Source organism: Streptomyces sp. NBC_01217 (assembly GCF_035994185.1).
Lineage (GTDB): Bacteria > Actinomycetota > Actinomycetes > Streptomycetales > Streptomycetaceae > Streptomyces.
On record NZ_CP108538.1, the window covers coordinates 2,326,807 to 2,342,191 of the forward strand.

At 71.9% G+C, this 15,385-nt stretch carries 10 protein-coding genes; 7 read left to right on the forward strand and 3 right to left on the reverse strand.

Annotated elements, in window-relative coordinates; translation table 11 throughout:
• Nucleotides 1-61 precede the first annotated feature (61 nt).
• The 3 genes from OG507_RS10130 to OG507_RS10140 all read right to left on the reverse strand — a co-directional run bounded on the left by OG507_RS10130 (nucleotide 62) and on the right by OG507_RS10140 (nucleotide 7,250).
• Nucleotides 62-1,522, reverse strand: coding sequence for a glutamate synthase subunit beta (locus tag OG507_RS10130; RefSeq protein ID WP_327366830.1), 1,461 nt, complete (start codon nucleotides 1,520-1,522; stop codon nucleotides 62-64).
• Nucleotides 1,515-6,074, reverse strand: a complete 4,560-nt coding sequence (gltB, locus tag OG507_RS10135; RefSeq protein WP_327366831.1) for a glutamate synthase large subunit — start codon at nucleotides 6,072-6,074, stop codon at nucleotides 1,515-1,517. Before gltB ends, OG507_RS10130 begins: the two co-directional genes overlap by 8 nt.
• A gap of 441 nt (nucleotides 6,075-6,515) precedes the next feature.
• A complete protein-coding gene (locus tag OG507_RS10140; RefSeq protein WP_327366832.1) occupies nucleotides 6,516-7,250 on the reverse strand; it encodes a VIT1/CCC1 transporter family protein in 735 nt (244 codons plus the stop codon).
• A gap of 263 nt (nucleotides 7,251-7,513) precedes the next feature.
• Here OG507_RS10140 and OG507_RS10145 point away from each other — a divergent pair, with 263 nt between their 5' ends.
• From OG507_RS10145 to OG507_RS10175, 7 genes are read left to right on the forward strand one after another with little or no spacing between them, the layout of a single operon-like run.
• Nucleotides 7,514-8,668, forward strand: coding sequence for an ADP-ribosylglycohydrolase family protein (locus OG507_RS10145; RefSeq protein WP_327366834.1), 1,155 nt, complete (start codon nucleotides 7,514-7,516; stop codon nucleotides 8,666-8,668).
• Nucleotides 8,665-9,936, forward strand: coding sequence for an ADP-ribosylglycohydrolase family protein (locus tag OG507_RS10150; RefSeq protein WP_327366835.1), 1,272 nt, complete (start codon nucleotides 8,665-8,667; stop codon nucleotides 9,934-9,936). Before OG507_RS10145 ends, OG507_RS10150 begins: the two co-directional genes overlap by 4 nt.
• Complete coding sequence (locus OG507_RS10155; RefSeq protein ID WP_327371921.1) at nucleotides 9,887-11,065, forward strand: ADP-ribosylglycohydrolase family protein; 1,179 nt, start codon at nucleotides 9,887-9,889, stop codon at nucleotides 11,063-11,065. Before OG507_RS10150 ends, OG507_RS10155 begins: the two co-directional genes overlap by 50 nt.
• Nucleotides 11,062-12,435, forward strand: a complete 1,374-nt coding sequence (locus OG507_RS10160; RefSeq protein WP_327366836.1) for an ADP-ribosylglycohydrolase family protein — start codon at nucleotides 11,062-11,064, stop codon at nucleotides 12,433-12,435. The genes OG507_RS10155 and OG507_RS10160 overlap by 4 nt, the downstream gene beginning before the upstream one ends.
• Nucleotides 12,432-13,316: a ribokinase gene (gene rbsK / locus OG507_RS10165; protein WP_327366837.1), complete on the forward strand. Its 885-nt coding sequence runs from the start codon at nucleotides 12,432-12,434 to the stop codon at nucleotides 13,314-13,316. Before OG507_RS10160 ends, rbsK begins: the two co-directional genes overlap by 4 nt.
• Nucleotides 13,313-14,512 (forward strand): CaiB/BaiF CoA transferase family protein, encoded by a 1,200-nt coding sequence (locus OG507_RS10170; RefSeq protein WP_327366838.1) that lies wholly within the window; start codon nucleotides 13,313-13,315, stop codon nucleotides 14,510-14,512. The genes rbsK and OG507_RS10170 overlap by 4 nt, the downstream gene beginning before the upstream one ends.
• Nucleotides 14,509-15,321: an HpcH/HpaI aldolase/citrate lyase family protein gene (locus tag OG507_RS10175; RefSeq protein ID WP_327366839.1), complete on the forward strand. Its 813-nt coding sequence runs from the start codon at nucleotides 14,509-14,511 to the stop codon at nucleotides 15,319-15,321. Before OG507_RS10170 ends, OG507_RS10175 begins: the two co-directional genes overlap by 4 nt.
• Nucleotides 15,322-15,385 lie beyond the last annotated feature (64 nt).

Below are 15,385 nucleotides of genomic sequence, written 5' to 3' on the forward strand. Positions count from 1 at the left end.
ACGGGCAGGCGCCGCGTTCAGTTCCGTACGCCTTTGTACGGGACGTCTTGTGTGCCGTTGATCAGACCGTCAGGGAACGGTCCGTCGGACGGATCGGGGCCGGCAGGGCGCTGGCTCCGGTCAGGAAGCGGTCCACACCGCGCGCCGCGGAGCGGCCCTCGGCGATGGCCCACACGATGAGGGACTGGCCGCGGCCCGCGTCACCGGCGACGAAGACTCCGTCGACATTGGTGGCGTAGTCCGCGTCGCGCGCGACATTGCCGCGGCCGTCGAGCTCCAGGCCGAACTGCTGGACGAGGCCGTTGGCCTGGTCGGTGCCCGTGAAGCCCATGGCCAGGGTGACCAGCTGCGCGGGGATCGTCCGCTCGGTGCCGGGCTTCTGCTCCAGCTTGCCGTCCTTGAACTCCACCTCGACGAGGTGCAGCGCCTGGACGTTGCCGTCCTCGTCGCCCTCGAAGTGAGTGGTGGAGACGGAGTAGACCCGCTCGCCGCCCTCCTCGTGCGCGGAGGTGACCTTGTAGAGCATCGGGAAGGTCGGCCAGGGCTGGTTGGCGTTACGGTCCTCGCCCGGCCGCGGCATGATCTCCAGCTGGGTGACGGAGAGCGCGCCCTGGCGGTGGGCGGTGCCGACGCAGTCGGCGCCGGTGTCGCCGCCGCCGATGACGACGACGTGCTTGCCCTCGGCGGTGATCGGGGAGACCGTCAGGTCGCCCTCCTGCACCTTGTTGGCGAGCGGCAGGTACTCCATGGCGAAGTGCACGCCGTTCAGCTCGCGGCCCGGGACGGGCAGGTCGCGCGAGACGGTGGCACCGGCGGCGATGACGACCGCGTCGTACCGGCGGCGGAGCTTGGCGGCGTCGATGTCCTTGCCGATCTCCACCTCCGTACGGAACTTGGTGCCTTCCGCGCGCATCTGCTCGATGCGGCGGTTGATGTGCGACTTCTCCATCTTGAACTCGGGGATGCCGTACCGGAGAAGTCCTCCGATGCGGTCCGCGCGCTCGAAGACGGCGACCGTGTGGCCGGCCCGGGTCAGCTGCTGGGCGGCGGCGAGACCGGCCGGGCCCGAGCCGATGACGGCGACGGTCTTGCCGGAGAGCCGCTCGGGCGGCTGCGGGGTGACGTCGCCGCTGTCCCACGCCTTGTCGATGATGGAGACTTCGACGTTCTTGATGGTGACGGCCGGCTGGTTGATGCCGAGGACGCACGCCGACTCGCACGGAGCGGGGCACAGCCGGCCCGTGAACTCCGGGAAGTTGTTCGTGGCGTGCAGGCGCTCGGACGCGGCCGTCCAGTCCTCGCGGTAGGCGTAGTCGTTCCACTCGGGAATGAGGTTTCCGAGCGGACAGCCGTTGTGGCAGAACGGGATGCCGCAGTCCATGCAGCGGCCGGCCTGCTTGCTGATGATCGGGAGCAGCGAGCCCGGAACGTAGACCTCGTTCCAGTCCTTGACGCGCTCGCCCACGGGGCGGGTCTTGGCGACCTCGCGGCCGGTGGTCAGGAAGCCCTTGGGGTCAGCCATTGGTCGCCGCCTCCATCATCTTCTCGGTGGTCTCCTGTTCGGAGAGACCGGCGAGCTCAGCGGCGTCCTTGGCGGCGAGCACTGCCTTGTACGTGGACGGGATGATCTTGCTGAAGCGGGCCACCGCGGTGTCCCAGTCGGCGAGCAGCTTCTCGGCGACCGTGGACCCGGTCTCCTCCTGGTGGCGGCGCACGACGTCGTGCAGCCACTGCTTGTCGCTGTCGGAGAGTTCCTCGACCGCGCCGAGGTTGCCGACGTTGACGTTGTCGCGGTCCAGGTCGATGACGTAGGCGACACCGCCCGACATGCCCGCGGCGAAGTTGCGTCCGGTCTCGCCGAGGACGACGGCGTGGCCGCCGGTCATGTACTCGCAGCCGTGGTCGCCCACGCCTTCCGAGACGACGGTCGCGCCGGAGTTGCGGACGCAGAACCGCTCACCGGTGCGGCCTCGCAGGAACAGTTCGCCACCGGTGGCGCCGTAGGCGATGGTGTTGCCCGCGATGGTGGAGTACTCGGCGAGGTGGTCGGCGCCGCGGTCCGGGCGGACGATGACGCGGCCGCCGGAGAGACCCTTGCCGACGTAGTCGTTGGCGTCGCCCTCCAGGCGCAGCGTCACACCGCTCGGCACGAAAGCGCCGAAGGACTGGCCTGCGGAGCCGGTGAAGGTGATGTCGATGGTGTTCTGCGGCAGACCGGCGCCGCCGAACTTCTTGGTCACCTCGTGGCCGAGCATGGTGCCGACGGTCCGGTTGATGTTGCGGATCGCGATCTGGGCCCGGACCGGCTGGGCGGCCTCGGCGCTGTCCGCGTTCAGGGCGTCGGCGGCGAGCTTGATCAGCTCGTTGTCGAGGGCCTTGGCGAGACCGTGGTCCTGCTCGGTCCGCTGGTGCCTGACGGCGCCCTCGGGCAGCTCGGGGACGTAGAACAGCGGCTCCAGGTCGAGGCCCTGTGCCTTCCAGTGCGTGATCGCACGGTCGGTGTCGAGCAGCTCGGCGTGGCCGACGGCCTCTTCGATCGTACGGAAGCCCAGCTCGGCGAGGATCTCGCGGACTTCCTGGGCGATGAACTCGAAGAAGTTGACGACGTACTCGGCCTTGCCGGAGAACCGGTCGCGCAGGACCGGGTTCTGGGTGGCGATGCCGACCGGGCACGTGTCCAGGTGGCAGACGCGCATCATGACGCAGCCGGAGACGACGAGCGGCGCGGTCGCGAAACCGAACTCCTCGGCGCCCAGCAGCGCGGCGATGACGACGTCGCGGCCGGTCTTCAGCTGGCCGTCGGTCTGCACGACGATGCGGTCGCGCAGACCGTTGAGCAGCAGGGTCTGCTGGGTCTCGGCGAGGCCGAGCTCCCAGGGGCCGCCCGCGTGCTTGAGCGAGGTGAGCGGGGAGGCGCCCGTTCCGCCGTCGTGGCCGGAGATCAGGACGACGTCCGCGTGGGCCTTGGAGACACCCGCGGCGACGGTACCGACGCCGACCTCGGAGACCAGCTTCACGTGGATACGGGCCGCCGGGTTGGCGTTCTTGAGGTCGTGGATCAGCTGAGCCAGGTCCTCGATGGAGTAGATGTCGTGGTGCGGCGGCGGGGAGATCAGACCGACACCCGGGGTGGAGTGCCGGGTCCTGGCGACCCATGGGTAGACCTTGTGGCCGGGCAGCTGACCGCCCTCGCCGGGCTTGGCGCCCTGCGCCATCTTGATCTGGATGTCGTCCGCGTTGACCAGGTACTCGCTGGTCACACCGAAGCGGCCGGAGGCGACCTGCTTGATGGACGAGCGGCGCGCCGGGTCGTAGAGCCGGTCGGCGTCCTCGCCGCCCTCACCGGTGTTGGACTTGCCGCCCAGCTGGTTCATGGCGATGGCGAGGGTCTCGTGCGCCTCGCGGGAGATCGAGCCGTACGACATGGCGCCGGTGGAGAAGCGCTTGACGATGTCGGAGACGGACTCGACCTCGTCGATCGAGATCGCCGCACGGTCGCTCCTGAAGCCGAACAGGCCGCGGAGCGTCATCAGGCGCTCGGACTGCTCGTTCACCCGGTCCGTGTACTTCTTGAAGATGTCGTAGCGCTTGTTGCGCGTGGCGTGCTGGAGGCGGAAGACCGTCTCCGGGTCGAACAGGTGCGGCTCGCCCTCGCGGCGCCACTGGTACTCGCCGCCGATCTCCAGCGCGCGGTGCGAGGCGGAGATGCCGGAGGCGGGGTAGCCCTTGGCGTGGCGGGCAGCGACCTCCTTGGCGATGACGTCGAGTCCGGCGCCGCCGATCTTGGTGGCGGTGCCGTTGAAGTACTTCGCGACGAAGCCCTCGTCCAGGCCGACTGCCTCGAAGACCTGGGCGCCGCGGTAGGAGGCGACCGTCGAGATGCCCATCTTGGACATGACCTTCAGGACGCCCTTGCCGAGCGCGTAGATCAGGTTGCGGATGGCCTGCTCGGGCTCGATGCCCTCGATGAACGTACCGGCGCGTACCAGGTCCTCGACGGACTCCATCGCCAGGTACGGGTTGACCGCTGCCGCGCCGAAGCCGATCAGCAGCGCGACGTGGTGGACCTCGCGGACGTCCCCCGCCTCGACCAGCAGGCCCACCTGGGTGCGCTGCTTGGTGCGGATGAGGTGGTGGTGGACGGCCGAGGTGAGCAGCAGCGAGGGCATCGGCGCGTGCTCGGCGTCGGAGTGCCGGTCGGACAGGACGATCAGCCGGGCGCCGTCCTCTATGGCGGCGTCGACCTCGGTACAGATCTGCTCGATCCGCGCCGCGAGGGCGTCGCCGCCCCCGCTGACCCGGTAGAGACCGGAGAGCGTGGCGGCCTTCATGCCCGGCATGTCGCCGTCGGCATTGATGTGTATCAGCTTGGCCAGCTCGTCGTTGTCGATCACCGGGAACGGCAGCGTGACGCTGCGGCACGACGCGGCCGTCGGCTCCAGCAGGTTGCCCGCGGGGCCGAGCGAGGAGCGCAGCGAGGTGACGAGCTCCTCGCGGATGGCGTCCAGCGGCGGGTTGGTGACCTGCGCGAACAGCTGGGTGAAGTAGTCGAAGAGCAGCCGGGGGCGCTCGGACAGCGCGGCGATCGGCGAGTCCGTGCCCATGGAGCCGAGCGGCTCGCCGGCGGTGCGGGCCATCGGCGCGAGGATGACGCGGAGCTCTTCCTCGGTGTAGCCGAAGGTCTGCTGGCGGCGGGTGACGGAGGCGTGCGTGTGCACGATGTGCTCGCGCTCGGGGAGGTCGCCGAGCTCGATCTCGCCGGTCTCCAGCCACTCCTGGTACGGCTGCTCGGCGGCGAGGCCCGCCTTGATCTCGTCGTCCTCGATGATGCGGCCCTCGGCCGTGTCGACGAGGAACATCCTGCCGGGCTGGAGGCGGCCCTTGCGGACGACCTTGGCGGGGTCGATGTCCAGGACGCCGACCTCGGAGGAGAGCACGACGAGGCCGTCGTCGGTGACCCAGTAGCGGCCGGGGCGCAGACCGTTGCGGTCCAGGACCGCGCCGACCTGGGTGCCGTCGGTGAAGGTGACGCAGGCCGGGCCGTCCCAGGGCTCCATCATCGTGGCGTGGTACTGGTAGAAGGCGCGCCGGGCCGGGTCCATCGAGTCATGGTTCTCCCACGCCTCGGGGACCATCATCAGCACCGAGTGCGGCAGCGAGCGGCCGCCGAGGTGGAGCAGCTCCAGGACCTCGTCGAAGGAGGCGGAGTCGGAGGCGTCGGGGGTGCAGACGGGGAAGATCCGGTCCAGCTGCTCCGTACCGAAGAGGTCCGAGGCGAGCTGGGACTCGCGGGCCTTCATCCAGTTGCGGTTGCCCTTGACCGTGTTGATCTCGCCGTTGTGTGCGACGAAGCGGTACGGGTGAGCGAGCGGCCAGCTCGGGAAGGTGTTCGTGGAGAAGCGCGAGTGCACGAGCGCGACGGCGGTGGCGAGGCGGCGGTCGGAGAGGTCCGGGAAGAACGGCTCCAGCTGGCCCGTGGTGAGCATGCCCTTGTAGACGATCGTGCGGGCGGAGAGCGAGGGGAAGTACACCCCGGCCTCCCGCTCGGCGCGCTTGCGCAGCACGAAGGCCTTGCGGTCGAGCGCGATGCCGGTGCTCTCGCCGTCCGTGACGAAGAGCTGGCGGAACTCGGGCATGGTGGCGCGGGCGCCGTTGCCGAGGATGTCCGGGGTGACCGGGACATGGCGCCAGCCGAGGACCTTGAGGCCCTCCTCGGCGGAGATCTTCTCCAGCTTCCGGACGGCCTCGGTGGCGTCGTCCGCGGGCAGGAAGGCGATTCCGACGGCGTAGCCACCGGCCTCGGGGAGGTCGAAGGCGGCCTCGTCGCGAAGGAAGGCGTCCGGCACCTGCAGGAGGATTCCGGCGCCGTCGCCGGAGTCGGGCTCGGATCCGGTGGCACCGCGGTGTTCGAGGTTGCGCAGTACGGTCAGCGCCTGCTCGACCAGCTCATGGCTGGCCACACCGGTCAGAGTGGCCACGAACCCGACGCCACAGGCGTCGTGCTCGTTACGGGGGTCGTACATCCCCTGCTGGGCGGGGCGACCGTCCATGGGCGACCAGGCGTCGGAACGCATCGGCTCTCCCGTCGTCGTCGTGGCATATGCAGTGCCGAGGGACGACGTTGGCCCTCTGCGAAATTTCGTGCAGGTTACATGATGGGGCGCTTCTCAAGAAGCGGATAGTTCGTTCCAACATACGGACACCGCGCGAGGCGGCGAGGTGGGTCGCTGTCGGAGGATCGGCGCCCGGGGGACCACAGAGAGCAGGCGTCGTTGCCCGCGGTGTCTACGGCTCATGCCCGGCGGCAAAGGAAACGAAACCGCCAGTTAACGGCTAGTTATGCGCAGCCTTGTATAGAGACTCATTTTACGCCGGGTGAAGCCGTCCGCCCAGAGGCCGGCATCAGGACGTACGTCACACGGATGGCGTACACGTTACGGAAATAAAGCCCGACCGGCAAACAGGGACAAAAGCTCCCAACCGGACGGGCTTGATATCACACCCCTCGGCGGGGGTCAGCCACCGACGGCCACGCCGAACAGCGTGCCCAGGCCGTAGGTGATGGCCGCAGCGGCCCCGCCCAGCGCCAGCTGGCGCAGCCCGCTGTACAGCCAGCTGCGCGCCGTCACCCTGGCCACCACCGCTCCGCAGGCGAACAGCCCCGCCAGCGCGAGCAGCACGGCCGGCCACAGCGCGCTCGCACCGAGCAGATACGGCAGTACGGGCAGCAGGGCCCCCAGCGCGAACGCGCCGAACGACGACACGGCGGCGACGAGCGGCGAGGGCAGATCGCCCGGGTCGATGCCGAGCTCCTCGCGGGCGTGGATCTCCAGGGCCTGCTCCGGATCGCGCGACAGCTGCCGGGCGACCTCGCGGGCGAGCCCGGAATCGACACCACGGGACACATAGAGCGCGGCGAGCTCCCGCTCCTCGTCCTTGGGGTGCTTGCGCAACTCGCGGCGCTCGACGTCGAGTTCCGCCTCGACGAGCTCGCGTTGCGAGGCCACGGAGGTGTATTCGCCGGCCGCCATGGAGAACGCACCGGCGGCCAGGCCCGCCAGACCGGTGATCACAATCGTCTGCTGGGAGACGGCACCACCCGCGACGCCGGTCATCAGCGCGAGGTTGGAGACCAGCCCGTCCATCGCACCGAACACCGCCGGACGCAGCCAGCCACCGTTCACATCGCGATGGGTGTGATTGTCGCGGTGCGCCTCGTGCAGTACGGCGTCGATCTCGATGATGGCCACAGCTCTCCCCTTCTCCGGCAGCGGGTTTCCCGCGCTCCGCCCCCGCTCGACACCATCGAAAGTACGCACGAAAAAGGCCCCCCGCCAGCAAGGCAGGCCGTACTTACCTGGTCACGGGGCAGGTAAGTACGGCCTGCCTTGCCGACTCCGGGGCGTCATCCGACTGGCCCTTTTGTTGCGATTATCGGCCTCTGTCGGTGCTCCGCGTGGCACAGATCGAGCAGGCACGAGAACTGGCTCGGTGTGAGCGAAGGGTCGACGCGATGGAGTTGACTGCAGGAAATCCGGCAGAGCCGCGGACGGGCGGTACGCAGGCGGCGGTGCGGGGCGGCGCCGAGCGGGCCGCGGTGGTGCGGGGGGACCTGGCCGACCGGGCCCGCGGCTCCCTGCTCGGTCTCGCGGTCGGTGACGCGCTGGGCGCACCGGCGGAGAACCTGCGGCCCTCCGAGATCCGTCGTCGCTGGGGCCGGATCGAGGGCTTCGTGAGCGAGGACCCCGCGGGTACGGACGACACGGAGTACGCGATCTTCTCCGGGCTGCTGCTCGCCCGGCACGGTTCGGCGCTGACCGTCACCCATGTGGAGCGGGCCTGGCATCTGTGGATCGCCGACCTGGACGAGGGGCCGTTCCGCGGCGCCGGGTTCAGTGAGCGCGGCACGCTGGAGAATCTGCGCCGGGGCCTCGCCGCCCCGATCTCCGCCCAGCACCGGCACGCCTGGAGCGACGGCCTGGCGATGCGGGCGGCGCCGTTCGGCGTCTTCGCGGCAGGCCGGCCGGACGAGGCGGCGCGGCTGGTCGCGGTGGACGGCCGGGTCAGCCATGACGGGGAGGGCATCTACGGCGGCCAGGCGGTGGCGGCCGGGGTCGCCGCGGCGATGGTGGGTGCGGGGGTCGCGTCGGTGATCGCCGCCGCGCTGTCCGTGGTCCCCATGGACTCCTGGACGGCGCGCTCGCTGCGGCGCGCGGTGGCGGCCGCGCAGCACACCTACCCCGACCGGATCACCAGGGAGCGCGCGGTGCGCTCCGCGGTGGTCATCGGCGGCTACCCGTGGACGGACCTGGCGCCCGAGGCGGTCGGCCTGGCCTTCGGCGCGTTCGCGGCGGCGCGCGGCGATTTCCGTACGGCGGTGCTGACCGCGGTCAACATGGGCCGCGACGCGGACACGACGGCCGCGGTGGCGGGGGCCCTGGCCGGCGCCCAGCACGGGGCGTCCGCGATTCCCCGGCACTGGGGGGACGCGATCGGCCCGGTCCGGGGCAGCTGCCTGCCGTCGATGCGGGGCCACCACGTCCTGGACATCGCGGAGTTGCTCACCCCGGAGGACACGGACGAGGTGTACAGGGGCGCGCGGGAGAGCGAGGGGCTGCGGGACACCGGCGCCGACCCCGCCTCCCCCGCAACGGTGGTGGAGCGATGAGCGCCGCGCGCGGCGCTCAGCACGGCTCCCACCCGGACGCCCCGGCAGCCCGGCTCCGTACCCGTCCCGCCCCCGGGCGCCGGGCCCGGATCGAGGGGCTGCTGCTCGGGCTGGCCTCCGGGGACGCCGCCGGATGGCCGGCCGCGCGGCACCGGGCCGCCAGGATGCCGGAGTGGACCCGGCGCCTGACCCGGGAGCTCGACACCTTCGCCGAGCAGAACGCCACGACCACGCTGCCCGTCCCCATCGCGCTCAACCAGCCGCCCGAACCCCTGCGGCTGGGGCCCTCCGACGATGCCGAATGGGCGGCGTTCGCCGCCGGGACCGTGCTCACCTCGGCGGCCGGTCCGCTGCACGGGCTGTCCCCAGAGCGCCGGGTGCGGGCCGCCATCGACGTCGCCTGGAACGCCCTGGCGGCCGAGGTCGCAGCGGCGGCCGCCCGGGCTCCCGAGGTCGAGTCCGCGGTGCTCCCCCTGCGCGCCCGGATCTCGGTACGGGCCGGGCTCGGCAATCTCGCGGCCGGGCTGCGCCCGCCCGCCACCGGCCACGACAACCCGCACTACTTCGACGACGCGGCCTGTGTACGGGCCGCCGTGCTCGCCGTCGTCCACCCCGCGGACCCCGCCGCGGCCGCCGACCTCGCCGAGTTCGACGCCCGCTACACCCAGGACGGCGACGGGGTGCACGGCGCCCGGGCGATGGCGGCCGCGGTCGCCGAGGCGCTGGGCGGTGCGGACGTGGACACCGCGGTGAACGCCGCGCTCGCCCAGCTCCCCGACGGTACGGAGATCGCCCGCAACGCCGCCCACGCCGTCCGGATCGCCCGTGACTTCGTCGGCGAGACGGCGGGCGCGTTCGCCGTCGTACCGGTGCTGGAGCATCAGATCGTCGACCATGTCTACAGCTACGGGATCGCCGCCGCCGAGACCGTTCCGGTCGCCCTCGCCCTGGCCACCGCGGCCCGCGGTCAGATCGCCCAGGCCGTTCCCGCGGCGGCCTGCCTGTCGCGGGTGGCCGACTCGGCGCCCGCCCTGGCCGGTGCGCTGACCGGCGCGCTCGGCGGAATCTGCACCGTCCCCGACAGCTGGCGCGAGGCCTGCCGCACCCTGGCCGGATGCGCGCTGCCCCGTCTCGCGGGGACCGATCTCATCGAACTCGCCGGGCTGCTGGCAGACACGGAACCGAAGCCCACGGGTGGACAATTCGGGCATGACATCCATGACGCCCATGCGGTCCGAGGCGAGGACCACGGCACTCACACTCGATGAACGGATCACGGGAGCACTCGTCGGCGCCGCGGTCGGCGACGCTCTCGGCGGTCCGGTCGAGGGCAGGCCCCCCGAGCAGATCGTGGCCCGCCACGGCGGGCGGATCAGCGGCATCGTCGGCCCGTGGGACGGCGACGACTGGCGCACCGCCCGCCCCATCGCGCCGTACCACAAGGGCGACGGACACGTCACCGACGACACCCTGATGACCCATGCGCTGGTGCGGGTGTACGGCGCCGTGCGCGACCATCTCGACGCGTACGCGGTCGCCGACCACCTCGTACCCGAGCTGATCTCCACGCCTCGCTGGATCCCGGAGCTGGAGGCGGACGCGCTGCCGCTCCAGCGGATCTTTCTGGCCGAGAAGTGGATCGTCGCGCGGCTGCACTACGGCCACGTCGATCCGCGCGAGGCGGGCTCCGGAAACATCGTCAACTGCGGTGCGGCGATGTACATGGCACCGGTCGGCCTGGTCAACGCCGCCCATCCGCAGGCCGCGTACGCGGAGGCGCTGGATGTCGCCGGTGCCCATCAGTCCTCGTACGGCAGGGAGGCGGCCGGGGTCTTCGCGGCGGCCGTCGCCGCTGCCTGTGCCCCGGACGCGACGCCCGCCACCGTCGTCGACACCTGTCTGTCGCTCGCCAAGGACGGCACTCGGTCCGCCATCGAGGCGGTCTGCGAAGTGGCCGCAGAACACAGCGATTTCGAGTCGGCGCTGGCCCCGCTGCGTACCGCGGTCGCCCCCTTCGACACCGTCGGCCCCGACTACCGCGCCCCCTCCCTCGGCGCCCGCCGGCCGTCCCGGCTGCACTCCATCGAGGAGCTCCCGATCGCGCTCGGGATGCTGCTCGCCGCGAACGGCGACTACCGGCGCGCGGTGCTCGGCTCGGTCAACTACGGCCGGGACTGCGACTCGATCGCCACGATGAGCGGCGCGATCGCGGGCGCGCTCCACGGTGAACGGACGATCCCCGCCGACTGGGTGAAGACGGTCGCCGAGGCCAGCCGGCTCGATCTGCACGCCCCCGCGCACACCCTGGCGGACGTCGCCCGCGAGGTGTTCGTACGGGACACGGCCCGGCGGCGCGCGCACGAGTCGGCGTTCGCCGCGCTGGCGGGCACGCCGTGAACGTACGGGTGACATGGGTGCAGCCCGAGGACCTGGTCGGGCACGAGCTGCGCCAGGCGGCCGAGGACGGGCGGGACGCGCGGACCGTAGCGCGCCGGTGGTACGAGGCGGGCGGCGCCCCCGCCCCGGAGCGCGCGGGTGCGTCGACCGCTCCGGCACCGGAGCTGCGGGCGCTCGCCGAGCGGCTTCTCGACGAACTCGCCCTGCTGGAATCCCCGTTGGCGGCGGACGAGCCGACGGAGCTGCCCGCGATCCGGGCCGCCTGCCCCGACTGGCCCGCCCCGCGCATGGACCCGCCGCCGGTGGGCCGGGACCGGCTGCACGCCGCCTGGCTGGGCCGGGCCGCGGGCTGTCTGCTCGGCAAACCCGTCGAGAAACTTCCCCTCACCGGCATCCGCGCCCTGGCCCGCGCCACCGGGAACTGGCCGCTGACCACCTGGTTCACGGCTAAGGGGCTGCCCGCCGAACTGGCCGCCACCTACCCCTGGAACCGCCGCTCCGCACCCACGTCCCTGGCCGAGAACATCGACGGCATGCCGGAGGACGACGACCTCAACCACCCTTTGCTGACCCTGCTGTTGCTCCGGCGTCACGGCCCCTCCTTCACCACCTGCGACCTCGCCCGGCTCTGGCTCGACGAACTCCCGGCCGGGCGGATGTTCACCGCCGAACGGATCGCGTACCGCAATCTGCTCGACGGGATCGAGCCCCCTCACACCGCCCGGTACCGCAATCCGTTCCGGGAGTGGATCGGTGCGCAGATCCGGGCCGATGTGCATGGCTGGACGCATCCGGGCGATCCGGCGGCCGCGGCGGAACAGGCGCACCGGGACGCGGTCCTCACCCATACCGCCAACGGGGTGTACGGCGCGATGTTCACGGCCGCGGCGCTCGCCGAGGCGGCCGGTGGCGGAAGCGATGTGCACGGATGCCTGGCCGCCGGGCTGCGGGTCGTGCCGCCGCGTTCGCGGTTCGCGCACGCGGTGCGCTCCGGCATCGGGGCGGCCCGCGGCGAGGACGGCTTCGACGCGGTCGTCGACCGGCTGCACGCCGAGTACGGCGGGCACCACTGGGTCCACGTACTGCCCAATGCCGCGCTGCTCGCCGCCGCCCTCACCCATGCCGACGGCGACTTCTCCGCCTCCATCTGCCGTGCGGTCTCCGGTGGCCTGGACACCGATTCGAACGGCGCGACCGCCGGTTCGCTCGCCGGACTGCTGACCGGATCCCCGGAGCGGCTGCCCGACCGCTGGACGACCCCGCTGAAGAACCGCCTCGCCACGTCCGTCCCCGGTTTCGACTCCATCGGCTTCGACGCACTCGCCGAACAGACCCACCGGCTCACCCTCAAGGAGGCACTCCGCCCATGACCGGCATCGCGGTGCTCGGCAGCACCAACATGGACCTTGTCGCATACGTCGCACGGGCTCCGGAGCGCGGGGAGACCGTCACCGGACGGGAGCTGCGCACCATTCCCGGCGGCAAGGGCGCCAACCAGGCCGTCGCCGCCGCACGCGCGGGCGGCGACGTGCTGATGATCGGCGCGGTCGGCGACGACGAGTACGGCACCCTGCTGCGGTCCGGCCTGGAACACGCGGGCGTCGACACGGATCTGCTGCACACCGCGGAAGGCCCCAGCGGCACCGCGCACATCGTCGTCGACGACCTGGGCTCCAACTCCATCGTGGTGATCCCCGGCGCGAACGGCACGGTCACCTCGCTCGGCCCCGGCGAGATGGCCGCCGTGGCCGGAGCCGATCTGCTGCTCCTCCAGCTGGAGCTGCCGCTGCCCGCCGTGCTGGAGGGCGCACGGGTGGCCCACGCCCAGGGCGTACGGACGATCCTCACCCCGTCCCCCGTACAGCCCCTGCCTTCCGAACTCCTCGACTGCGTCGACCTGCTGATCCCCAACGAGCACGAGGCGGCCGCGCTCACCGGCGCCAGCGACCCCCGTGCGGCGGCGCAGATCCTGCTCGGCCAGGTCCCGGCGGTCGTCATCACCCTCGGCTCGAAGGGCTGTCTGTACGCGGCCCGGGGCAGCGAGACCATCCTCTTCCCCGCCCCCGAGGTCACCGCCGTGGACACCACCGGGGCCGGGGACACCTTCGTCGGCACGCTCGCCGTCGCCCTCGGCGAGCGGCGGTCCGTACCGGAGTCACTGGCCTGGGCGTCGTCCGCCGCCGCACTCTGCGTACAGCGGCCGGGCGCCTCGACCTCCATGCCGTACCGAAGCGAGATCGACGCCGCATGAAAACGAACACACAGGCACCCCTGACCGGACTGCGGGTCATCGACCTCGCCACGCTCTTCGCGGGCCCCCTCTCCGCCACCATGCTCGGCGACTTCGGCGCCGAGGTGATCAAGGTCGAGCATCCGCGCAGGCCCGATCCCTCGCGCGGGCACGGGCCCGCCAAGGACGGCATCGGCCTGTGGTGGAAGGTGCTCGGCCGCAACAAGCGCAATCTGACCCTCGATCTGTCCAGCCCCGGTGGCCGCGACATCCTGCTCCGGCTGGCCGCCGAGACCGATGTGATCATCGAGAACTTCCGGCCCGGGACGCTGGAGCGCTGGGGCCTGGGCTGGGCGGAGCTGCACGCCGTCAACCCGCGGCTGGTGCTGACGAGGGTCACCGGCTTCGGCCAGTTCGGCCCGTACGCGCACCGCCCCGGCTTCGGCACCCTGGCCGAGGCGATGAGCGGGTTCGCCGCGATCACCGGGGAGCCGGACGGGCCGCCCACGCTGCCGCCGTTCGGGCTCGCCGACTCGATCGCGGCGCTGGCCACCGCGTACGCCGTGATGGCCGCGCTCGCCGGGCGCGACCGTACCGGGCAGGGACAAATCGTCGACATGGCGATCATCGAGCCGATCCTGACCGTGCTCGGCCCGCAGCCGCTCTGGTACGACCAGCTCGGCTACGTACAGCCGCGCACCGGCAACCGCTCCCGGAACAACGCCCCGCGCAATACGTACCGCACCTCGGACGGGCACTGGGTCGCCGTCTCCACCTCCGCGCAGTCGATCGCCGAGCGGGTCATGCATCTGGTCGGCAGACCCGAACTGATCGACGAACCCTGGTTCGGCTCCGGCACCACCCGCGCCGAGCACACCGACGAACTCGACGAGGCGGTCGGCAACTGGATCGCCCGGCACACCCGGGAGGCCGCGGTCTGCGCGTTCGAGAAGGCGGAGGCGGCGATCGCGCCCATCCACGACATCCGGGACGTGATGGAGGACCCGCAGTACCGGGCCCTGGACTCCATCACCGAGGTCGACGACCCGGAGCTGGGGCCGCTGCGGATGCAGAACGTCCTGTTCCGCCTGTCGGGGACACCGGGCGCGATCCGCTGGGCGGGCCGGCCGCACGGCGCGGACACCGAGGAGATCCTCACCGGGCTGGGCCTGTCGGGCCCGGAGATCGCCGCGCTGCGGGCGGAGAGCGTCCTGTGACGGCGGCGGTCCCCCTCACCCTGCTGTACGTCCCCGGGGACCGCCCGGAGGTGGTGCGCAAGGCGCGTGACGCGGGCGCGGACGTGGTGATCGTCGATCTGGAGGACGCGGTCGCGCCGGACCGCAAGGAGTACGCACGGGCGGCCACCGTCGAGCTTTTGTCCGAGGCGGCCGGGGAGACGACCGTGCCCATCCATGTCCGGGTCCACACCGAGGCGGACGTCCTCGCCCTGGCCGGGCTGCCGGGCCTCGCCGAACTCCGGCTGCCCAAGATCACGCACGCGGCGTCCGTCCACCACATCGCCGCCGTGGCACCGGGGGTCGCACTCTGTCCCCTGCTGGAATCGGCGCTCGGCATCGAGCACGCGTACACGGTCGCCGCCTCCCATCCCCAGGTGCGCTCCATCGCCCTGGGCGAGGCGGACCTCCGGGCCGATCTGGGGGTACGGGAGGACACCGGGCTCGACTGGTCGCGCAGCCGGGTCGTGGTCGCCGCCCGCGCGGCGGGGCTCGCACCCCCCACCCAGTCGGTGTTCACGGACGTACGTGACCTGGACGGCCTGCGGGCGTCCTGCGCGCACGGCCGGGCACTGGGGTTCCTGGGCCGGGCGGCGATCCATCCCCGCCAGCTCCCGGTCATCGAGCGGGCATTCCGCCCGACGTCCGAGGAGGTCGAGGCGGCACGGGAGATCGTGGAGGCGGCCGTGACGGACGAGGGCGCGCTGGCCCTCCCGGACGGCCGTTTCGTCGACGCGGCGGTGGTCGCATCGGCCCGCCGCACGCTGACGCTGGCGCGGGGAGGGGGGTGACGGGGGGATGCTCAAGGCCCGGTGCGGGCCCACCACCTGCCCGCTTGTCCGTTTGAGTGCGGCG

Excerpts from the sequence above, each read along its gene's own strand:
- OG507_RS10150 (WP_327366835.1), top strand. The coding sequence starts at position 8,665 with ATGAGCGCCGCGCGCGGCGCTCAGCACGGCTCCCACCCGGACGCCCCG.
- gltB (WP_327366831.1), bottom strand. The coding sequence starts at position 6,074 with ATGCGTTCCGACGCCTGGTCGCCCATGGACGGTCGCCCCGCCCAGCAG.
- rbsK (WP_327366837.1), top strand. The coding sequence starts at position 12,432 with ATGACCGGCATCGCGGTGCTCGGCAGCACCAACATGGACCTTGTCGCA.
- OG507_RS10145 (WP_327366834.1), top strand. The coding sequence starts at position 7,514 with ATGGAGTTGACTGCAGGAAATCCGGCAGAGCCGCGGACGGGCGGTACG.
- OG507_RS10130 (WP_327366830.1), bottom strand. The coding sequence starts at position 1,522 with ATGGCTGACCCCAAGGGCTTCCTGACCACCGGCCGCGAGGTCGCCAAG.
- OG507_RS10155 (WP_327371921.1), top strand. The coding sequence starts at position 9,887 with ATGACGCCCATGCGGTCCGAGGCGAGGACCACGGCACTCACACTCGAT.
- OG507_RS10170 (WP_327366838.1), top strand. The coding sequence starts at position 13,313 with ATGAAAACGAACACACAGGCACCCCTGACCGGACTGCGGGTCATCGAC.